The sequence below is a fragment of the Noviherbaspirillum malthae genome, from assembly GCF_015352985.1.
GTDB lineage: Bacteria > Pseudomonadota > Gammaproteobacteria > Burkholderiales > Burkholderiaceae_D > Noviherbaspirillum > Noviherbaspirillum malthae.
Genome location: NZ_JACYXF010000003.1, coordinates 337,371 through 358,840, shown reverse-complemented (window position 1 = coordinate 358,840; position 21,470 = coordinate 337,371). Strand labels below are relative to the sequence as shown.

Annotated in this window: 16 protein-coding genes; 10 read left to right on the top strand and 6 right to left on the bottom strand. The window is 61.8% G+C overall.

Annotation, left to right across the window (positions count from 1 at the left end):
* The first annotated feature begins 65 nt into the window (after positions 1-65).
* The 6 genes from IGW03_RS08040 (at position 66) to IGW03_RS08015 (ending at position 8,899) form a co-directional block, all read left to right on the top strand.
* The gene (locus IGW03_RS08040) at positions 66-971 is read left to right on the top strand and encodes a LysR family transcriptional regulator (RefSeq protein ID WP_194722005.1); all 906 of its coding nucleotides are present in this window, start codon (positions 66-68) and stop codon (positions 969-971) included.
* A gap of 152 nt (positions 972-1,123) precedes the next feature.
* Positions 1,124-1,465 carry a four-helix bundle copper-binding protein gene (locus IGW03_RS08035; protein WP_194722004.1) on the top strand — a complete coding sequence of 114 codons (342 nt, stop codon included), beginning with the start codon at positions 1,124-1,126 and terminating at the stop codon, positions 1,463-1,465.
* Between the two features lie 172 nt (positions 1,466-1,637).
* Positions 1,638-4,433 carry a bifunctional diguanylate cyclase/phosphodiesterase gene (locus IGW03_RS08030; protein ID WP_228535197.1) on the top strand — a complete coding sequence of 932 codons (2,796 nt, stop codon included), beginning with the start codon at positions 1,638-1,640 and terminating at the stop codon, positions 4,431-4,433.
* Positions 4,434-4,621: 188 nt separating this feature from the next.
* Complete coding sequence (gene gor, locus IGW03_RS08025; RefSeq protein WP_194722003.1) at positions 4,622-5,962, top strand: glutathione-disulfide reductase; 1,341 nt, start codon at positions 4,622-4,624, stop codon at positions 5,960-5,962.
* A gap of 430 nt (positions 5,963-6,392) precedes the next feature.
* Positions 6,393-7,787, top strand: a complete 1,395-nt coding sequence (locus IGW03_RS08020; protein ID WP_194722002.1) for a hypothetical protein — start codon at positions 6,393-6,395, stop codon at positions 7,785-7,787.
* A 203-nt stretch (positions 7,788-7,990) separates the two neighbouring features.
* On the top strand, positions 7,991-8,899 hold the full coding sequence (locus IGW03_RS08015; RefSeq protein ID WP_194722001.1) for a hypothetical protein: 909 nt from the start codon (positions 7,991-7,993) through the stop codon (positions 8,897-8,899).
* Positions 8,900-9,108: 209 nt separating this feature from the next.
* Here IGW03_RS08015 and IGW03_RS08010 read toward each other — a convergent pair whose 3' ends face one another.
* Positions 9,109-10,266, bottom strand: coding sequence for a D-alanyl-D-alanine carboxypeptidase family protein (locus tag IGW03_RS08010; RefSeq protein WP_194722000.1), 1,158 nt, complete (start codon positions 10,264-10,266; stop codon positions 9,109-9,111).
* A 962-nt stretch (positions 10,267-11,228) separates the two neighbouring features.
* Between IGW03_RS08010 and IGW03_RS08005 the strand changes: the two genes are divergently transcribed.
* Together IGW03_RS08005 and IGW03_RS08000 are read left to right on the top strand one after the other, a co-directional pair.
* The gene (locus IGW03_RS08005) at positions 11,229-12,206 is read left to right on the top strand and encodes an NAD(P)H-dependent flavin oxidoreductase (RefSeq protein WP_194721999.1); all 978 of its coding nucleotides are present in this window, start codon (positions 11,229-11,231) and stop codon (positions 12,204-12,206) included.
* A gap of 79 nt (positions 12,207-12,285) precedes the next feature.
* Entirely contained in the window at positions 12,286-13,173 is an 888-nt protein-coding gene (locus IGW03_RS08000; RefSeq protein ID WP_194721998.1) for a crotonase/enoyl-CoA hydratase family protein, read from the top strand.
* Between the two features lie 347 nt (positions 13,174-13,520).
* On the opposite strand, the gene IGW03_RS07995 is transcribed toward IGW03_RS08000, so the two are convergent.
* From IGW03_RS07995 to IGW03_RS07980, 4 genes are read right to left on the bottom strand one after another with little or no spacing between them, the layout of a single operon-like run.
* Positions 13,521-14,609, bottom strand: coding sequence for a hybrid sensor histidine kinase/response regulator (locus IGW03_RS07995; protein ID WP_194722041.1), 1,089 nt, complete (start codon positions 14,607-14,609; stop codon positions 13,521-13,523).
* Positions 14,606-15,208 (bottom strand): chemotaxis protein CheB, encoded by a 603-nt coding sequence (locus IGW03_RS07990; RefSeq protein ID WP_194721997.1) that lies wholly within the window; start codon positions 15,206-15,208, stop codon positions 14,606-14,608. Before IGW03_RS07990 ends, IGW03_RS07995 begins: the two co-directional genes overlap by 4 nt.
* A 13-nt stretch (positions 15,209-15,221) precedes the next feature.
* Positions 15,222-16,046 carry a CheR family methyltransferase gene (locus tag IGW03_RS07985; protein ID WP_194721996.1) on the bottom strand — a complete coding sequence of 275 codons (825 nt, stop codon included), beginning with the start codon at positions 16,044-16,046 and terminating at the stop codon, positions 15,222-15,224.
* A 9-nt stretch (positions 16,047-16,055) separates the two neighbouring features.
* Positions 16,056-19,211 (bottom strand): response regulator, encoded by a 3,156-nt coding sequence (locus IGW03_RS07980; protein WP_194721995.1) that lies wholly within the window; start codon positions 19,209-19,211, stop codon positions 16,056-16,058.
* A gap of 142 nt (positions 19,212-19,353) precedes the next feature.
* Between IGW03_RS07980 and IGW03_RS07975 the strand changes: the two genes are divergently transcribed.
* Together IGW03_RS07975 and IGW03_RS07970 are read left to right on the top strand one after the other, a co-directional pair.
* Positions 19,354-19,629, top strand: coding sequence for a hypothetical protein (locus tag IGW03_RS07975; protein WP_194721994.1), 276 nt, complete (start codon positions 19,354-19,356; stop codon positions 19,627-19,629).
* A gap of 92 nt (positions 19,630-19,721) precedes the next feature.
* Positions 19,722-20,768, top strand: a complete 1,047-nt coding sequence (locus IGW03_RS07970) for an alpha/beta hydrolase family protein (RefSeq protein ID WP_194721993.1) — start codon at positions 19,722-19,724, stop codon at positions 20,766-20,768.
* 156 nt (positions 20,769-20,924) lie between these two features.
* Here the strand turns inward: IGW03_RS07970 and IGW03_RS07965 are convergent, their stop codons facing one another.
* Positions 20,925-21,452 carry a hypothetical protein gene (locus IGW03_RS07965; RefSeq protein ID WP_194721992.1) on the bottom strand — a complete coding sequence of 176 codons (528 nt, stop codon included), beginning with the start codon at positions 21,450-21,452 and terminating at the stop codon, positions 20,925-20,927.
* Positions 21,453-21,470: the final 18 nt, after the last annotated feature.

The following is a 21,470-nucleotide window of genomic DNA, read 5'->3' as shown; positions in this document are numbered from 1 at the left end:
GAGTATAGACAGCACCCAAGCTATCGTAAAATCACAAATACTCAACTCTGATATCCGAAAATCGCATGGCTGAAAACGTCACACTCAGGCAGCTCCGCTATTTCGTCGCGGCGGCGCGCACCGGCCAATTCTCGATGGCGGCAAGCAACGAGCACGTCTCGCAGTCGGCCATCACGAATGCCGTCCTGGCACTGGAACAGGAACTCGGCGTGCGCCTGTTCGACCGCCTGCCGCAGGGCGTGGCCCTGACGGCGGAAGGCGAGGACTTCTTTCATCATGCGCGCCATATCCTCGACTCGGTGCGTGATGCAATGCACAAACCGCGCTTCCGGGCCAGCAACCTGCGCGGCACGGTCAGCGTGGCGGCATCGTACACGGTGCTCGGCTATTTTTTGCCCGAGCTGCTGGCGCGCTTTCGCGCAAGCTATCCGGATGTGGAGATCGATCTGCGCGACATGGACAGGCCTGGCATCGAGGACGCCGTGAGCCGGGGCGAAGTGGAACTCGGCGTGGCGATCCTGTCCAACGTGCCCAGGCTCAACCGCTTCGGCCATGCGATCCTGGTGCGTTCACGGCGGCAATTGTGGATGGCGCCCGAGCATCCGCTGGCCCAGCTCGCATCGCCCTCGCTGAAGGACATTGCCCAGCATCCCTATATTCTGGTGACGGCCGACGAGGCTGAAGCCTCTACCTTCGCTTACTGGAAAGCCAAGCGCCTGAAGCCGAACATCGTCTTCCGCACCAGTTCGATCGAGGCGGTGCGCGGACTGGTGGCGCACGGCTTCGGCGTGACCGTCCTGTCGGACATGGTGTTTCGCCCGTGGTCGCTGGAAGGAAAGCGCATCGAGGCGCGGCCTATCCTCGATGTGGTTCCGCACATGGAGGCCGGCGTGCTGTGGCGGCAGGGCGTGACGCTGAGCACGCCGGCCGAAGCGCTGCAGCAGTTCCTGCTGCATGCCTACGGTTCATGAGCGGCTCCGCCATGCAGCCGCAAACCGGCTGAACCTTTTGCGGCAAAAAGTACCTATCGATTTGTCAACTCATTCATGCTCCGGCATTGGCGATTGAACAATGTCGGGCATGAATGCAAAACAGAGATGCGATATCGATAAGGAGAATCAACATGCCGCAAGCAATGAGCCCTGAAATGCAGCAATGCCTGGACAACTGTCTGGCATGTCATCGTCTTTGCACGGAAACCGCAGCCCATGTGCTGCACGGCGGACATGTGCACAGCGAAGCGAAGCATCTGGTCGCCCTGCTCGACTGCGCGCAGATCTGCCTGGTGCATGCCGATTTCATGACGCGGCGTTCGCCGCACCATACGCATCTCGCCAAGGAATGCGCCGAAATCTGCACCGCCTGCGCTGTCCTTTGCGAGGAGCACGCCGACCCCGACGGCGAAATGGCCCGCTGCGCCGAAGCCTGCCGCAAGTGTGCCGCCAGCTGTTCCTCGATGTCATGACCTGATCCGCAACATCTTTCACTGGAGCAATGATGGGTTGGAGATGACGCAACACTTGTTGCGCAACCTCCATGTCATGTCGCGTCGGTGCACCGACATGAGGGTGCAGCCGTTATGATGATAAAAATACAAGCACCGCTTCAGGGAGCATTGCAAGGAAAACGCAGCATTCATGTCGCATCGAAACCGCATGCGCTCGCCGGGCCTGGTCGCAGCAGCCACGTTTGTCCTTGGTCTCATGACAACGATCGCGCTGTTCTTTTTCACCTTCGAGCTGGAAAGCGACAAGGCGAATCTGGATTTCAGAAGGCGAGCGGAAAGTTATATTGCCGACGTGCAGCAAGGAGTCGGCGATGCCATTGCCAGTCTGCAGGCAGTCAATCAACTGTTTGCCGCGGTAGGCGAAGTCACGCGCGACGAATTCCAGACCTTCACGCTGCCTCTGCTGCAGCGTCAGCCGTATATCGAAGCCTTCACCTATCACCGTTTCGTCACTGCTGCGGAGCGCAGGCGTTTTGAATCGGCAATGCGGCGCGTTTACCCGGACTTCCGCATCAGCGAGCCGATGGAACGCGGTTTCGGTCCTGCCGGCCCGCGCGAAATGTACCTGCCCACGATTTATATCGCGCCGCAGGCCAGCAATGAAGCGCGCGTCGGCAACGATGCCCTGTTCAATCCGCAGCGCGCAGACGCCACCTGGCGGGCGGTGGAAAGCGGCAGGCCTTCGGCAACGGGCATCCTGCAGCTTCTCGTCGCCAACACACCGGAGCCCACCTTCTTCGTCATCATGCCGCTGTACCGGCAAGGCATGCCGCTGGGCACGCCGCAGGAGCGGCGGGCCGCGATGTTCGGCGTAACGCAGGCGGTCTTCAACTCGAAAAACCTGGTGAGCAAGATCCTCGGCAAGGAAGCGCTTTCCATGCCCGGCATCGACATCAGCATTTCAACCGCCGTCACACCGGAAGACAAGCATCTCGCCTTCCAGCACCATGCGCCCGAGGAGGATGCTGACGAACCGCAGCCCGGCCTGCTGCGCCGGGTGCTGGAGCCGCCGATGCTGGTGACGGAGTCCTTCGACGTCGGCGGCACCGTCTGGCATGTGCAGGTGGCCGGCAATTCGTCGACCTTCATCTACAGCCATCGCGGTTCGCTGCTGATGCTGGCCTTCGGCCTGCTGGCCACCCTGTTCGCGGCCAACAGCCGCCGTGCGGCGGCCAGCCGGGAAAGAAACATCGAGCAGCTGGTCGAGCAGCGCACCGCCGAACTGCGGCTCGCCAGCGAAGACCTGCAGCTGCGCCAGAGCGCGATCGAGGCCAGCGCCAATGCCATCATCATCGTCTCGGCGCGCCGGCCGCATTTTTCCATCGAGTATGTCAATCCGGCGTTCGAGCGGATCTCCGGTTACAGCTCCGAAGACGTCGTCGGCAAGCCGTTCACGCTGCTGGCGCGCGAGGGCAATGACCAGCCCGGCATGGCCGACCTGCGGGCCGCGCTGCATGCGGGCATCGAAACCCATGCCATCGTGTCGCAGTTCCGGCGCGACGGCTCGCAGTTCTGGAGCGACGTGTATGTCGCCCCGGTGGCCATTCACCAGGGCGAGATCAGCCATTTCGTCATCACGCAGTACGACATCACCGAAATGCGGCAGTATCAGGACGAACTGGAATTCCAGGCCAATTACGACCTGCTGACGGGCATCGCCAACCGCAACCTGCTGCGCGACCGCGTGACGCAGGCGCTGACGATGGCGGCGCGCCACGGCGAGCTGGTGTGCGTGGCCTTCATGGACCTGGACCGCTTCAAGTTCGTCAACGACAGCATGGGCCACCGTGCCGGCGACCTGGTGCTGCAGACCATCGCCACCCGGCTCAAGCGCGCAGTGCGCGATACCGATACCGTGGCGCGCTACGGCGGCGACGAATTCGTGCTGGTGCTGCCCGAATCCGAAGACGTGGCCGAATCGGCCAAGGTGGTGCAGCGGGTAATGCAGGCGCTGGCACGCCCGGTGCCGGTGGATGGCAAGGATTTCTTCCCGACCTGCAGCGTCGGCATCGCGGTCTATCCCACCGACGGTCAGGATTTCGAAACCCTGCTCACGCATGCCGACATCGCGATGTACAGCGCCAAGGAAAAGGGACGCAACAACTTCCAGTTCTATGCGCCGCGCATGCATGAACGCGCCGCCAAGCGCCTGCGTCTGGAAGGCGACCTGCGGCGCGCGCTGGAACGGCAGGAGCTGACGCTGTATTACCAGCCGCAGGTGGATGTGACGACCGGGCGTGTGGTCGGCGCGGAGACGCTGATCCGCTGGCAGCATCCGGAACTCGGCCTGATTCCGCCGTCGGAATTCGTGTCGCTGGCGGAAGAGACCGGGCTCATCGGCGCCATCGGCGAATGGGTCCTGCGCACGGCCTGCACCCAGGCAAGGAAGTGGGAACAGGCCGGGCTGGGCCGGCTGCGCATTGCGATCAACCTCTCGGCGCGGCAGTTCAGCCAGCCCAACCTGGTGCGCACGGTGCAGAGCACATTGGCCGAAAGCGGGCTCGACCCGAGCAACCTGGAACTGGAAATCACCGAAAGCACGGTGATGGTGGATGTGCAGCATGCGATACGCACGCTGCATGAATTGAAGAATATCGACGTCCACCTGTCGATCGACGACTTCGGGACCGGCTTCTCCAGCCTGTCCTACCTGAAACAGTTTCCGATCGACGTGCTCAAGGTCGACCAGTCCTTCGTGCGCGACCTCACCACCGACCCGGACAATGCGATGATCGTGATGTCGGTCATCTCGCTTGCGCACAACCTGCGGCTGCAGGTCATCGCCGAAGGGGTGGAAACCGTGGAGCAGCTCAACTACCTGAAGGAAAACAAGTGCGACCAGGTACAGGGCTATTACTTCAGCAAGCCGCTGCCGGCCGACAAGTTCGAACGCTTCCTCCAGCAGGACTTGCCGGCCGAAGCCTGAAGCGGCGCCTGTTGCGCCGCGCCCGGGAAGCCGCTGCCTCTTGCGGTTCATGAGCAGGCAAAACAGCAGCAAGCGCAAGTGCCGCCTTCAGCACCGTGAAGCTGCGTTGCCCCGCTGCACAGTCAGCCGGCGAAATGAAGAGGGCCAGGGATCGTAGTATTCTGCGAATTATTTCCCTCGAATACACCATGGACTACGACTTTGACCTCTTCGTGATCGGCGCCGGTTCCGGCGGCGTACGCGCCGCACGCATTGCGGCCTCCCATGGCGCATCGGTTGCGGTTGCCGAAGAAAGCAGGGTTGGCGGCACATGCGTGATCCGCGGCTGCGTGCCGAAGAAGCTGCTGATGTATGCATCGCGGTTCAGGCAGCAGTTCGAGGACGCAGCCGCCTACGGATGGGAGGTCGCGGCGGAGAAACATGATTGGGGAACGCTGATCAAGGCGGTCGATGCGGAAGTCTTCCGGCTGGAGTCGATCTATCACAGTCTCCTCTCCAATGCGAAAGTCAAAACCATCATCGGACGGGCCCAGGTGGCCGGGCCGCATACGGTCAGCGTCGACGGCAAGCGCTACAGCGCGAAGGTCATCCTGATTGCCACGGGCGCCTATCCCGTCAAGCCGGACACACCCGGCGCCGAGTTCATGATGACGTCGAACGACGTGTTCACCCTTGCTGCCGCACCCAAGCGCATCGTCATCGCCGGAGGCGGCTATATCGCCTGTGAATTTGCCGGCATCTTCAACGGACTCGGCACCAGGGTAACGCAGATACACCGCAGCGAGCAGATATTGAGAGGGTTTGACGACGATGTCAGAAACCATCTCGCATCCGAAATGCGCAAGTCGGGCATCGACCTGCATGTTTCCACGACGATCACCGAAATAGTCCGGCATGGCGCGGAATACGCCGTTCATTTATCGAGCGGTGAAGTGGTGCATGCCGACGCGGTGCTGGCCGCAACCGGCCGGCGCAGCAATACGGCCGGCCTCGGCCTCGAGGCCGCCGGTGTCGCCGTGGATGACGAGGGAGCGATCATCGTCGATGCCGGTTCCAGGACATCGGTCGACCATATCTATGCGGTCGGCGACGTCACCAACCGCCTGAACCTGACGCCGGTGGCGATCAGCGAAGGACATGCCTTCGCGGACACGGTATTCGGAAATCGGAAACGCAATCCCGACCACAGCAACGTTCCCTCAGCGGTCTTCAGCCAGCCGCCGGTGGCCATGGTGGGCGTCACGGAAGCCGAGGCACGTGCGACGTACCCCGAGATCGATGTGTACGAAGCCAGTTTCCGCCCGATGCATGCGGCGCTGCCGCACCGCGATGAAAAGGTGCTGATCAAGCTGATCGTCGAATCGGCAACGGACAAGGTGGTCGGCGCGCACATGGTGGGCGCGGATGCCGGGGAAATCATTCAGGGTATTGCGATCGCGGTGAAGGCGGGATTGACCAAGGCGGATTTCGATGCAACGGTGGGAATTCATCCAACGATTGCGGAAGAGTTCGTGACGCTGCGCAAGTAATCGAGAACGCACACCGATGAAGGCGGCGCATGGCTGCAGCAGTGCTGGCAAATCATGCCGCATCATGCACCGGCGATCAGCCGAGCACTGACGCACAAGCGCTTGCGATGCCGCAAGCAGCGCAGACATTCTGTCTTTCCATGGCCGGCATCCTGACAAGCTGCCTGCCGAATTCTGCGCCTGCGCCGATTGCGCGCCGACGAGGGTATCCGGAAGATTACCTCGCATTCTCAAAATAGTTCCAGACCGATGGAACTATCGTCAGGCGCTTTCCACTCATGCCTGTCGGCGACCCAAGGCCGATGAGAAGGCTTGTTGCCAAATCAGCGGTCAATACCCCAAGACCGATGGAGGCGCCCAGCCTGATTTCATCATTCTGTCTGAAAGCGCATTCATCATGTACAGCCCATCTTCCAGCGCAGCCCTACGCTTGCAAGACAACAACAAGCCTGCCCAGGCGCCGTTCTTCGGAAACGGCTCCCCCGAGCATGTCGATCCCAAACGCAAATCGCAGCCCTTGCACAATCTCTACCCGCGGCTGCAAGACAAGAAGGAGCTGGCGGCCTCCGAATACCATTCCCGGCAGATGAAGGATTGGATGCAGCATGCAAAGGCCACTCTGGAGAAGGGCACGTCGGCAGCGCAGCGCGAGTGTCTTGTCCAGCTGATGGAGAAGTTCTGCCGCCCGCTGGGCGACAAGGAGATGGTGGGCGACTATGTACAGACGGAAGGCCAGGCTGCCTTGCATGCAGCGCAGAAAACCGCACTGGAGATCATTGCGCGCCGAATAAAACATCTCAAGCCGGAAGACCGGCATCTGCTGCTTCGCACGTTCATCAAGGATCACCTCCGATACATGGGGCACTCGGTGGACGCTGCCCACGATCCGCAGCGCAAGGCCATTGCCATGCTGGGAGAATTGCTGCCGAAAGTGGACAAGGGCCCGAGCCGCCGGGCCGATCTCGCCGCGCACCTGCTCGATGCGCTTTCCAGCTGCGATATCTGCACCAATGCCAGGGTTGGCCGGGTGTTCAACGTGAAGGTGCTGTCGACGAGCGACTTCGCGGTACGTCTGGTGGAAAAGGAATTCCGTTCAGCCAGGCGCATGGCGTCCGATATCGATGAAGCGACGCGCGCGCATCTTCAGCAGGCATACGACCGCGCCGTGGCCGCCTACACGCCCGATCGGCAAGGCCGCACGACGAATCTTCATACGCCGTTCTGGAAAAACACCTTCAATGACTACAAGATGAATCCCTCCGAGTGGTTCCGAAACACATCGCAGGATACAAGGAGCCATGACGTACTGGATTCGAACGCCTGGCGGCTGCGGCATTCGGCCGCCCTCGAAAAGCACAACCAGCTGGAGATGAAAATGTCTGCGCTCGCATCGGTCGGCCTGGCGGAACCTGCCGCCGGCAAGCCGCAGGCAAAGACGCTGAAATCTGCGAGGAGAACATCGCCATCCATCCCGGCCGAGGGCCCCGCTGCCCCGTCGCGGCACGCTGCAGTAGCGGCAGAGCCAGGCTTGCCTCTTCGCCGCGAGCCGTATCTCGAGCCAGCGGCCGACGCTATTCCCGTGACTTCCGCAGAGTCTGCTGACAGTGCGGCATCAACAGCCGGCGATGAAAGTCCATCGTTCACTCCACCGCCGCCTGCGGGTTCCGATGAGCCAATCAAGCCATCGCGAGTGCCGCGCAAGAAATCTTCGGCAGACGCGGACCGAGCCGTATCGGGCGGCAGGCGGGCCGCAACGCGCCCGCGCCGCGAATCGGCACAGGAGGAGCAACCGGCAGCAGCCAGCGCCCCGGTGAAAGCTTCCTGAGGCCGAGGACCGTTCAAGGCCGCCTGCCGCTGTCGTCCATGCCCGCGGCATGGACGAGCCCGTACTTATATAGGGCGAATTTTTCTTCATCTCGATGGAACCATACGTTTTCCGATACCACTCATGCAGTCGCGAAACACCATGGGGCCGGCCTCGGCGGCAAGCCTGAAGCCTTCAGAAGTCACATCGAGTAAAGGAAATGCATGTTTCATCAGATTTTCCCGGACGGACCAGAACCATCTTCTTCACATGGGCATCAACCCGCAAAGCCGGCCCATCCTCATGATGCCGTCACGCCGTGCAATGCAGGCGATACATCGCGCCTGCTTGAGCAAGGCATAGCGGCGCGGCATCTCGAACTGCTCGAAGCACGAAGATCTGATGGATCTGATGGGGTTTCCGCGTTACATATCGCCCTGAGCACAGGCAATGCCGACGCCGTGCGCGCATTTGCCGAGCTGCTTCACGCCGTACCGGCAGAGCAGCGGGCCGGGGTGCTGGCAGCGCCCAGACCCGATGGTGTGCCGGGACTGCAGATAGCGCTGCAGAGGGGCCATGCCGATGCGATCAGAGCGTTCGGCGAGTTGCTTGTCCATCTTCCCGGCGAACAGCACGCCGATATTCTCGCCGGCAGAACTCAGGACCGGCCGATGGGATTGCGCCTGGCCTTGCGCAATCTTCATGCTGATGCCCTACGAGAGTTTGACATGCTGCTGGAACGTTATTGCGTACCCATGCAGCGTTGCGTCGGACAGATCATGGATGCAGCAAACGATATTCATTTCGTCCTGCGCCAGATCGGGCAGGACAGCAACTCGGCGGCATCGGCAGCGATGGAAGCTTATGTCGCGCTGGTCATCAGGGCAGCAACCGCGCTGACTGCCGCCCAACGCGCAAGCTTGCTAATGAAATTCCATCTCACTCAGAAAACAGGCTCACAGGAATGTCCAGGTCCATGCCATGGCTGGAACGCTCGCGATGACTATGAGCAATTGAAGAACATCGGCTCGGAGATTTTCCATCTTTTCAAGCTAATGAATGCAATGCTGTCGCTGGCGGCGCGATTTGGAAGTGTGCATGAGCCAGAAGGCGGATGCATGGCGATGACGTAATCGCTGGCCTAGGGTCTCACCAACAGCGCCGAATGTGCTTATATTGGGCAACTGGGTCCTGCCGCAATTTCCTGTCCGGGTACCGGACTGCCGCACGCCTTTGGAGTCGCCGCCCCGTCATGCAACCTCCGTGTTCATGGAAAGCATTATGCGCCCATGAACACGGAAGCCATGGCTGGCGATAGCGGCGTGCCGGCAACTGCCGCAAGTCAGGCAAACAGCATCATCAGCGAATCCCAAAGCCGCGCGAAGAAGCCGGCTTCCTTGACGTCTTCCAGCGCAACCAGCGGCAGGTCGGCCAACGGCTTGCCGTCGAAGCTCACCTTCACCGTGCCCACCTTCGCGCCCTTGGCGATCGGAGCCACCAGTTTCTCCTGCACGACCATCTCGGTCTTGATCTTGCTGCCCGCGCCCTTGCCGAGGGTTTCGAAGCGATCGACGCCGAAGCCGGCCTTGAAGGATTTCTGGGTGCCCTTCCATACCGTCGGCGTCGCCAGCTGCTGGCCGGCGGCGGCAAGCTTGACGCTCTCGAAGTTGGAGTAGGCCCATCCGAGCAGCTTCATGCTTTCGTCGGCGCGGACCCGCGCCGACGCGGTGCCGGTCACCACGGTAATGATGCGCTGGTCGCCGTTGCGCTTGGCCGATGCAATCAGGTTGTAGCCGGAGCCGTTCACATAGCCGGTCTTCATGCCGTCGACGGTCGGATCGCGGTACAGCAGCAGGTTGCGGTTGCCCTGCTTGATATTGTTGTAAGTGAATTCCTTGATCGAATAGATCTTGTACTCTTCGGGGAAGTCGCGGATCAGGCGCGCTGCCAATATCGCCAGGTCTTCCGCTGTCGAGTAGTGCTCCGGATGGGGCAGGCCGGACGCGTTCATGAAGTGGCTGCCCTTCATGCCGAGTTCCAGCGCCTTCTTGTTCATCATCGCCGCGAAGGTTTCCTCGCTGCCGGCAATCTCCTCGGCCAGCTGAACCGCCGCATCGTTGCCGGACTGGATGATCAGGCCATAGGTGAGGTCCTGGATCGACACCGGCACCTTCGGGTCGATGAACATCTTGGAAGACGATTTGTCAACGCGGTAGGCATTGAGCGAAACATTGACCATCTGCTTCCACTGCAGGCGTTCGTCGCGCACCGCCTCGAACACCAGGTAGGCGGTCATCACCTTGGTCAGGGAGGCGGGAATGATGCGCAGGCCTGCCTCCTGCGACGCCAGGGTCTTGCCGGTATTGGCGTCGAGGACAGTCCAGCTTCTTGCGGCGGCAACCGGTGCCGGAACGGTTTGGGACAAGGCAGGCAGGGCTGCCGCCAGGATGGTGCCGGAAACGACGGCACGGGCAATGAGGGAAACAGTGGGTTTTGGCATGTAGAACAGTCAAAAGAGAACAAAGGGCCGTAAGCTGCGGTAACTCCGGTTTCTGGACGCGGCTACGAAGCTGGGCTGCCGGGTTTATACATTCAAAACGAATTCTTCGTTCAATGCATGCAAGGAAAGACAGAAGCATGCACCTGCGAATGCGTACGCAACGTACAGTGACTTATCAATAAATCATCGCCGCATGAACATAATGATCAGAATCCACGGCCTTTAAACAAAGCATTCAAATGGCAGCCATGTAACTAGGCGCGGCAGCAAAAGTTGTTTGACGCGTGGTGTTTTTCACCCTTCTCCCGTAGGCGGGAGAAGGGTCGGGGATGAGGGGGCGTGCAAGACCGCTCTTCGTCACAACCGCCCTCACCCCAGCCCTCTCCCGCCTGCGGGAGAGGGAGCGAAATACACATGCACCCGGCGCTGCAAAAAAAATCTGCGCACTTGCCTTGCTCAGACCATGTGCGCAAGCGCTCCCTTCCCGCGAAGTGAAACGAACGGAAGGACTCTAACGTGCGCGTGGGAATCACTATATCCAAATCACATTAGGCGAGGCTTAACTGCACTGCCGCATTGCACATGTGTCAAGACGCGGCCTCGCATCGATCGGCCAAGTTCATGCCGCGCGGTGTCATGCCAATCTTCATTGCCTTTGATGGTGGCAGTAAAACGCGGACGATGCTCGAACAAGAATTCAAGGCTATAAGCAGGTGACTCCGACGTTTCAGGTTCCTGGCATGCGCATGCACGCGATATCCGGCATTACCCCAGCATGACAAACAACGAGGACCGAGCGCCGCATCCCTGCCGCGGTTCAGCGAAATCCCCGGCCAAAAGCCGGCCGCCTCGAAACTGGCTATCATTTGTACATTGCCGTGTATTGATGGAAGAGACACAAGGTATCGCCAGGATCAACCTACCCATGCAAACGCATGAACGCAGTTATCTGAAGAGGACCTATGAAGACAAGAATTACAGAACTGTTCGGCATACAGCACCCGATCATCCAGGGCGGCATGCACCATGTCGGCTATGCGCAGCTTGCCGCCGCCGTCTCCAACGCCGGCGGCCTCGGCATCATCACCGCCCTGACGCAGCGCACCCCGGCCGCGCTTGCCGAGGAAATACGCCGATGCAGGGAGATGACGGACAAGCCTTTCGGCGTGAACCTGACGTTTCTCCCGGCTGTTACGCCGCCCGACTATCCCGGCTATATCAAGGCCATCATCGACGGCGGGGTGAAGGTCGTCGAGACCGCGGGAAACAATCCGCAGAAATGGCTGCCGTCGTTGAAGGAAGCCGGCGTCAAGGTCATCCACAAATGCACCGCGGTGCGCCATGCGCTGAAGGCCGAATCGATCGGCTGCGACGCGGTGAGCGTCGACGGCTTCGAATGCGGCGGCCATCCGGGCGAAGACGACGTGCCCAACTTCATTCTCCTGCCGCGCGCCGCCGAAGAACTGTCCATTCCCTTCGTTGCCTCCGGTGGCATGGCGGACGGCCGCTCGCTGGTGGCTGCGCTTGCGCTGGGCGCGGAAGGCATGAACATGGGCACGCGCTTCATCGCCACCAGGGAAGCGCCGGTGCATGAGAACGTCAAGCAGGCGATCGTGGCTGCAAGCGAACTGGACACGCGGCTTGTCATGCGCCCGCTCCGCAATACCGAGCGCGTCCTCGCCAATGCGGCAGTCGACAGGCTGCTGGAGAAGGAGCGTGAACTGGGCGCCGCGCTGAAATTCGAAGATATTGCCAACGAAGTGGCCGGTGTTTACCCGCGCATCATGCAGGAGGGCGACATGGATGCGGGCGCCTGGTCCTGCGGCATGGTGGCGGGCCTCATTCGCGACGTGCCCACGGCCAAGGAACTCATCGACCGCATCATGGCCGAGGCCGATGCCCTGATACGCCAGCGGCTGGCAGGCATGCTCGGGCATTGACGGCAGCGTCCACGCATCTCGGGCCTTGACGGGGCGTGGACGGCAAGTCGGAACACATTTCATAAATGGAGACACCATCATGCCTTTACCGACACTCGAAACCACGCTCTACAGCGTTGACCGGGGCATTGCGACGATCACGCTGAATCGCCCCGACAAGCTCAATGCCTACAACGCAAAAATGCGCGAGGAACTCATCGCGCTGTTCGACGAAACCGATGCCGACGATAATGTGCGCGTCGTGGTCATCACCGGCGCGGGACGCGCTTTCTGCGCCGGCGCCGACCTGTCTTCCGGCGGCGCCACCTTCGACCGCAAGGCCAATCCTGGCGATCTGACCCGCGAATCTCTGAAGGTGGGCGATGTGTACCGCGACGGCGGCGGCACGAACACCCTGCGCATCTTTGAAAGCCTGAAGCCCGTCATCGGCGCCATCAACGGACCCGCCGTCGGCATCGGCGCCACCATGCAGCTGCCGATGGACATGCGGCTTGCATCGACCCAGGCGCGCTTCGGCTTCGTCTTTGCAAGGCGCGGCATTACGCTGGAAGCCGCCTCGTCATGGTTCCTGCCGCGGCTGGTCGGCATGCAGACCGCGCTCGAGTGGTGTACGACCGGACGCGTGTTCGGCGCCGAGGAGGCGCTTGCGCACGGGCTGGTCCGTTCGCTGCATGAGCCCGACGATTTGCTGCCGGCGGCTTATGCGCTGGCAAGGGAGATTGCCGACAATACCGCCCCGGTCTCGGTCGCGCTGACCAGGCAGATGCTGTGGCGCATGTCGGCGGCACAGCACCCGATGGATGCGCATCGCATCGACAGCCGTTCCATACAGTCGCGCGGGCAGTCGGCCGATGCACGCGAAGGCGTGACGGCCTTCCTCGAAAAACGCCCGGCGGTCTTTGCCGACAAGGTCTCCGGCGACATGCCGCCGTTCTTCCCGTGGTGGGAGGAACCGGAGTTCAAGTGATATCCATCCCGACTCAGGACATGGAACAGAAGAGCGGCGGATTTTCAGGCTGGCAAGGTTGAGATTGCATATCGGCAGTCCGTAGAGGGGGCTTTGGATGACAACCGCGACACGCCAAGCTGAGCGTTAAAAGTGGTTTGACGCATCGTTTTGCTCCCTACGCCCACAGGCGGGGAGTAGAGCGAGGGCCGGGAATGAGGGGGCTTGTCAGGGCCGCTCTTCGTCATGCGCCCCCTCACCCCGACCCTCTCCCGCCTGCGGGAGAGGGAGTGAAATGCAGATGCACCGGGTCTTTCAGAAATTCGTTGACTGCTCAAGGCCAGGCAGCCGGCGAACAGGCAGCGAACTCACCTCGGCATTGCGATCCGTATCGCCGTTCCCTCTTCCTGGCTCGAATGCAGTTCCACCTTGCCGCCGTGGGCATCGACGAAGTGCTTGACGATGTAGAGGCCGAGTCCGAGCCCTTCGCTCGGGTGACGCTGCATCACGCCGGCGCGAAACGGCTCGAAGAGGTAAGGGCGTACCGATTCCGGCACCACGCCGCCGTTCCTGACTTCCACGACGATGCTGCGCTGCGCGGAACCGTCGATGCCGACCTGAACCGGCGCACCGGGCTCGCCGTGCTGCAATGCATTGCCGATGAGGTTGGAGAAAATCTGCTCGAGACGATCGCCGTCGACCATGCCTTCGCAATTGCCCCTGGATTCGATATCGATGCGCTTGTCCGGCCGGCCGTGGGCGAGCTCGCCCGCGATCTTGCGGCCGATGTCGACATAGCTTTTCGGTTGCAGGTTCAGGCGTATGCCGTCCGAGCGGATGCGCGTGACATCGAGCAGCTGGCCGATCATCTTCATCATGCGGTCGCCGCTGGAACGAATGCGGTCGGCCGAGGCGGTGATCTGGGGATTGTCCGACACCAGCCGTATCGCTTCGGCGCCCATCATGATCGACGACAGCGGATTGCGCAGGTCATGCCCGAGCACGGCGGCGAACATTTCATTCATGTGCAGCGCCTGGCGCAGCTCTTCAAGCTGGCGCGAGAGCTGCTTTTCCTTCGCATGCAGTTCGACGAAGACATTGACCTTGCTCTTGAGCGCGGCGGGGTCGACGGGCTTGTAGAGGAAATCGACGGCGCCTGCCTCGTAGCCGCGGAAGGTGGTCTTCGCCTCGGTCGCCGCCGCGGTCAGGAAGATCAGCGGCACCGCGCGCGTGCGGGCGCTGCCGCGGATCAGTTCCGCAAGTTCGAAGCCATCCATGAGCGGCATCTGCACGTCGACGAGGGCGAGCGCGACTTCATGGACGAGCAGGATTTCGAGCGCTTCCGGTCCGGAAGACGCCGTTATCACCCGTATGCCGTCGCGTGCGAGCAGTGCCTGCATTGCCACCAAATTCTGGGCAACGTCGTCCACGACGAGGATGTTGATGTCTTGACTCAAGATGAAAGCTGCCTCGGCAAGTCCAGCGCTGTCGGCGAAGACAACAGGCTTGCCATCTGATTGAGAGAAAGTATGCGGTCGGCGCCGGCCTCGCTGATCGCCGCAGCCGGCATGACCGGCATGGCTGCATCCTCGGGGTCCTGCACCCATGCGGTGCCGCCGGATTCGCGCAGGGACTTCAGCCCTGCCGCGCCGTCGGCGCTCGCGCCAGTCAGTATGATACCAAGTACCGCCGCACGATAAGCCAGCGCGGCGGATTCGAACAGCAGATCGATGGAAGGCCGCGAGAAATTCACCGGTTCATCCTGCGACAGCGAGAAGCTTCCGTCGGGTTCCACCAGCATGTGATAGTCGGGCGGAGCGAAATACACGATGTTGGGCAAGACCAGTTCCTTGTCCTCGACTTCCTTGAGGGCAAGCCTGCAGCGCGGCCCGAACAGTTCCGGCAGGCGGCTGTGCCGGTCCGGCGGAATGTGCAGCACGACGGCAACCGCGGCGTTGAGGTCCGCGGGCAAGGCGGGAAGCAGGCGGCCGAGCGCTTCCACGCCGCCTGCCGATACGCCGATGACCACCAGTTCGATTCGGTTCGTTTCGCTCATGGCGTTCCTCGTCCTATCGGCGTTGAAAGATCTTCTCGGCCATGGCGATGCTGGCGAAGGCATCGGCATGCGACGTGAAGCGCAGGCTTTCCTTCATGCCCAGGCCGAGAAATCCGCGGTGGACCAGCGCATCGCGGAACAGGCCGATGGCGCGGTCCTGCAGTTCGCGGTCGAAGTAGATCAGCACGTTGCGGCACGACACCAGATGCACTTCCGAGAACACGCTGTCGGTGGCCAGGCTGTGATCGGCAAACACCATCTGTTTGCGCAGGCGCCGGTCGAACAGCGCGCCGTGATAGGCGGCTGTGTAGTAGTCCGACAGCGAGCGCTCGCCGCCGGCCTGCTGGTAGTTGGTGCTGAAGCCGGCGATGCGGTCCAGCGGAAACACGCCGGCCTCGGCGGCCTTGAGCGCGTCCGGATTGATGTCGGTCGCGTAGATCAGGCAACGTTCCAGCAGGCCGGCCTCGTCCAGCAGGACGGCCAGCGACCACACTTCCTCACCCGAGCTGCAGCCGGCCACCCATATCTTGATCGAGGGATAGGTGGCAAGCAGCGGAAACACCTCCGTCTTGAGCGCGAGGAAATATTGCGGGTCGCGGAACATCTCGCTGACCTGGACGGTGAAGTATTGCAGCATCTGCGCGAAGATCGCCGGGTCGTTCAGGATCAGGCCCTGCAGTTCCGACACCGTGCGGCAGTTGAAGCGCCGCATCGCCTGCACGATACGCCGCCGCAGCGACGCCACCGCATAATGGCGGAAGTCGTGCTGGTAACGCAGGAAGATGCCTTCCAGCAGGAGGCGCAGCTCAATGTCGAACGCGGGATCGAGTCGGGTCATGCCGCTATTCTACTTAGGCATCCATACGCGGCATAGCGATACCAGCTTCTCGATATCGATCGGCTTGGCGATATAGTCGCTGGCGCCGGCATCGATGCAGTTCTTGCGGTCGTCGGCCATGGCCTTTGCCGTGAGCGCAATGATGGGCAGGCGCGACCATTCCTGATGCTTGCGTATTTCGCGGATGGCTTGCAGGCCGTCCATTTCCGGCATCATCAGGTCCATCAGCACCAGGTCGATGCCGTCGTCACGCTCCAGCCGCTCGATCGCTTCGCGGCCGTTGCGGGCAATCTCCAGCTTTGCGCCGAGCGGCTCGAACACGCTGGAGAGCGCAAAGATGTTGCGCACGTCATCTTCGGCCAGCAGGATCTGCCGTCCCTCGAACACGGCGTCGCGCTGGCGGGCCTGCAGCAGCAGTTTCTGCACGTCCGGCGGCATCGAGGCTTCCACGCGGTGCAGGAACAGCGTGACTTCATCGAGCAGACGCTCGGGCGACTTCGCACCCTTGACGATGATGGAGCGCGAATAGCGGCGCAGGCGCTGCTCTTCGTCGCGCGACAGCGTGCGGCCGGTATAGACGATGACCGGCGGGAAGGAATACTTGCCGCCGCCCGCCATTTTCTCGAGCAGGTCATAGCCGCTCGCATCCGGCAGGTTGAGGTCCATGACCATGCAGTCATAGGTATTGGAGGACACCTTCTCCAGTGCTTCCTTGACCGTGCCGACGCTGGTGATTTCGACGTCCTGCGCCTTGAGCAGCAGGCCGATATTCTCGCGCAGCGCCGCGTCGTCCTCGACCACCAGCACCTGGCGGGCGCGCGACTGCAGCTTGTCTTCGAGCCGCGCGATCGCCTCGACGATCTGCTCGCGCGCCACCGGCTTGAGCGCATAGCCGACCGCCCCCAGCTCCAGCGCGGTATGCACATGATCGTCGACCGACATCATGTGCACCGGAATGTGCCGCGTGGCGGGATCGCGCTTGAGGCGCTCGAGCACGCTCAGACCCGACTGGTCGGGCAGGCCGACGTCGAGCAGGATGCCGCTCGGCGACTTGTCCTTGGCGAGGCGAATCGCCTCTTCGCCGCTGGAGGCGGCGATGCAGTCGAAGTCGAGCTCCTGCGCGAGGTCCTTCAGGACCGACGCGAACCGCGGATCATCCTCGATCACCAGGATCAGGCGTTCGTGCTCGCCTTGGGTACGGTCATCGTATTGGAAGGCAATGGGCTGGAAATCATCGCTCGCGGCCAGTGCGGCATCCGGCGCGGACAGAAGCGCGGATTGCGGCACCGCTGCAGGCAGTGCGGCGGCGCCGGCCATTTCCCGGTGCACTCCTGGTTGGAGTCCATAGGAAGCACCGGACGCTGTAGAAAGCCGGGAAGCATCGGGAGCAGCGGCATCCAGCGAGGCTGCGACTTCCAGGGTGAAGGTACTGCCCGCGCCCGCCACGCTTTGCACCCGGATATCGCCGCCGAGCCTGTGGGCGAGTTCCCGCGAGATCGACAGGCCCAACCCGGTACCCCCGTACTTGCGGCTGGTGGTGCCGTCGGCCGGGCGGAAGGCTTCGAAGATCACATCCTGCTGGTGTTCGGGAATGCCGATGCCGGTATCCTTCACCGCGAAGGCAATCCTGTTGCCCGGCGCCCGTGATATATGCAGGACGACCTCGCCGCGCTCGGTGAACTTGAATGCGTTCGACAGCAGGTTTTTCAATACCTGCCGCAGACGCTGGCCGTCGGTCACCAGCGTCGCCGGCACGTCCTGGGCAATGCCGATGGTCAGCGCCACGCCCTTGTCCCTGGCCACCGGTTCGAAGGTCTGGCGCAGCGGCTCGATGATGCCGGCCACCGACACCGGTTCCGGCGCGATGTCGACATGGCCGGATTCGACCTTGGCCAGATCGAGAATGTCGTTGATCAGCGCGAGCAGGTCGTTGTTGGAGTCATGGATGGTGCGGGCATAGCGCACCTGCTCCTCGGTCAGGTTGCCCTGGGGGTTGTTGCCGAGCAGCTTGGACAGGATCAGCGAGCTGTTGAGCGGAGTGCGCAATTCATGCGACATGTTGGCAAGGAACTCGGACTTGTAGCGGCTGGCGCGCGCCAGTTCTTCCGCATTGCGCTGCATGGCCCGCTGCGCGGCCAGGAGATCCTGCTTTTGCCGCTCCAGCCGCTGGGTCTGTTCTTCCAGCTGCACATTGGTCTGCTCCAGTTCGGCCTGCTGGTTCTCCAGCCGGGTTTGCGACTCCAGCAGTACACGGCCCTGCTCTTCCAGTTCTTCGTTGGATACCCGCAGCTCTTCCTGCTGCGCCTGCAATTCCTCGGCCTGGCGCTGGGTTTCCTCGAGCAGCTCCTTCAGGTGCTGGCGGTACATGGCCGAACGCAGCGCCATGCCGACAGATTCGCCGACGAGATGGGTCAGCTCCAGCTGATCCGCCGCATCGATGCGGCCATTGATGAATCCGAGTTCCATCACGCCGATGATGCGCGCTTCGGCCGTGATCGGCGCGATCAGCAGCTGGCGCGGAGAGGCGCCTCCCGTCGCGGAAGCCACCTTGATATAGTCCGCCGGGATGTCGGTCACCCAGCGCGCCTTGCCGTCGGCGGCGCATTCGCCGGCCAGGCCGTGACGCAGCGGCAGTTCGCGCGTTGCGCCGGTGTAGGCATAGCTGCCCGCGAGCTTGAGCATCTGGCCGTCGATGCGGTAGAGCACGCCCAGCTGTGCATCGGCATAGCCGGCCAGCGCCCGCAGCACGTTGTTGCCGACCTCGTGCACCTCCTGCTCGCCGAGCAGGCTCCGCGCAACGCGCGCCTGACCTTCCTGCAGCCACAGCAGCCGCTGCGACCGCAGCCTCTCGCTCACCACACGGTAGGACAGGAATGCGACCACGAAGACCACGATGGTGCCGAATCCCCGGTTGATGATGGCGAGCGTGGGATCGATGCCGTCCGGAGACACCACCAGGCCGACGGCGATCATGATGGCCTGAATGCCGGCCACCGCAAACGGCAGGAAGCGCCTGCCCTGCATCGCACTCAATACCACCGGGATCAGGTAGAACACCCATTCGGCCACGCCGACGCGGGTGAAGAAGTCGAATATGAAGACGGCAATGCTCAGGCCGATGATTGCAATCTGGATGGGGAGCTGGTATTTGTGGTTGGCGTGCATGGAGTCGTGGCTGGCGACGTTGCCTCAAGGCACGCCGATCAACTTGGCGAGCCTTCGTTGCCGAAAGCAAAGCTGCCATTTTAACGTTTTGCAGAGGTAAATCGTGATGAACGGGAATCATGGTTGAATGTTGCATTTGAGAATGAAGAGCATGCGCGAGTACCGTATTCGGAAAGTAATGCGCGACGGCTTGATGTCCTGTGCCGCAGCCTCGCTTGCTGCTCGAGTAAAAGCCAGCCGATTTGCTGAGCAGCATCTGGATCATGTCATCAATTGCCGCAATGAACAGCGCCGTTTCGTCATGATGAACGAAATGCTTTCCCGCATCCGCCACATCGCCATGGTGCAGGCGGATCGGCACTTCCATGCCACATTCGTCGAACCGGCAAGACAAGGGCACCAACTCCCATATTCATGAGGCGCCTCACCCGCGAGAACGGATATACCATCAAGCCCGGATGAGCGGCAGCCAGCCGGCGCGTCCCGCCAACATATCATCCCGAACATGCCATGCGTACATGCACCCTGCTGATCAGTTTCGCCATTGCCCTTCTTTCGACGCTTGCCCAAGCCTCCGTGGGTTTGACGGAGATAGAAAGTGAAACTGGCTCCGGCCCGGTCACGGTGTTCTACCCCAGCAGCAGCGACGCCGGGGGAATCGAACGGGACCGGTTTGCGCTTGATGTCGCGTGGCAGGGTACTCCGGTACGGGGCAATGGACGGCTTGTCGTGATTTCGCATGGTTCGACCGGGTCGCCATGGGTGCATGCCGATCTGGCGCGCAGCCTGGTCGACGCCGGATTCGTCGTCGCGTTTCCGGAACACCAGGCCGACAACTACAAGGATGGCAGCGCCCCCGGCCCTGCAAGCTGGAAGCGGCGTCCGGCGGAGGTGTCGCAGGCCATCGATGCCGTCGCGCATGCCCCGCAATTCGCTTCCCTGCTATCGCTCGACAAGGTCGGCATGTTCGGCATGTCGGCAGGCGGCCATACGGCGCTGACGCTTGCCGGAGGACGATGGTCGCCGGCGCAGTTGAAGCGTCATTGCGACACTTCCATCGCTGAAGATTTCCAGGCCTGCGCCGGGCTGACGACACGGCTCGACGGCGGCATGTTCGATGGATTGAAGATACGCATTACGCAATGGGTCATCGGCGTCAAGCTCAACGATCCGGCCTGGTATAACCATACCGACCCGCGCATCTCTGCCGTCGTTGCAGGAGTTCCGTTTGCGGCGGACTTCGATCCGGCCTCGCTGGCTGCTCCCCGCGTTTCACTGGGAATGGTGACGGCACGCAAGGACGAGTGGCTCGTCCCGCGGTTTCACAGCGAAGTCATATTGCAAGCGTGTTCGACATGCGAACGCATCGCCGATCTGGCCGAAGGCGGCCATGGATCGCTGCTGTCGCCCTTGCCTCCCGGCCGATCCGGCCTGCTCGCCGCGCTCATCGACGATCCGCCGGGGTTCGACCGCGCCCGGGAGGTTCCTGAAGTGAACAGAAAAATTGTCTCGTTCTTCCTGAAGCAGCTGGCTCCACAAGTATTGCCGTCCCGGTAGACGAGCATGGAATAAGCACTCGCTGCGGGCTTGAAGGCGATGACAAGGCATGCGCGACGACAGCATACCCCGGCAGCCCGCAGCTTGCCGAGGCTGGCCCGGCTCGCGATCCGGGCCAGCCTGGAACAATGCCTGTATGGATTCAGCGACCCGGCACTATCCTTTCGTGAGCAAGACATCGCGGGACTTGGGCATGATCGTGGCAAGAAGAACGACCTTCTTCGCCTGCCGCGGCGTTTCCGGACCTTCCCTGTATTTCAGCCGGAATGCGAAGACGATGTTTTCGCCGAAACGATTGAACTTCAGGGTGGCCCGCAGCTGGTTCTGTGCCGCGAGCAAGGCCTTGAACGGAAAGTCGACCTGAAAAAGATTCTGGCTTCGTGACTGCAGCCAGGTGATGTCGTCAATGCTGGCACTGCAGGTACGCGGCGCATCCCCGGGCACGAAGCGGTGATTGGGATTGAGGCCGAAGTTGACTTCGAGGGTTTGTCCGTCGATCACCAGCAATTTGGCGACCTCGCTGATGATGTCGGGCACTGCGGCCAGCATCGTCTTGCTGCGGCAGCTGACGTTCAGCTCCGGATCGTCGGCGTCTTGCGCGTTCAAGGTTTCCGCCGAAAGCCAGCCTGCGGATTCCGCGGCGATGTCCGGCGAGACGAGTGTGTCGGGCGATGAGGTGTTCATGACTTTGCTCCTGAAGAA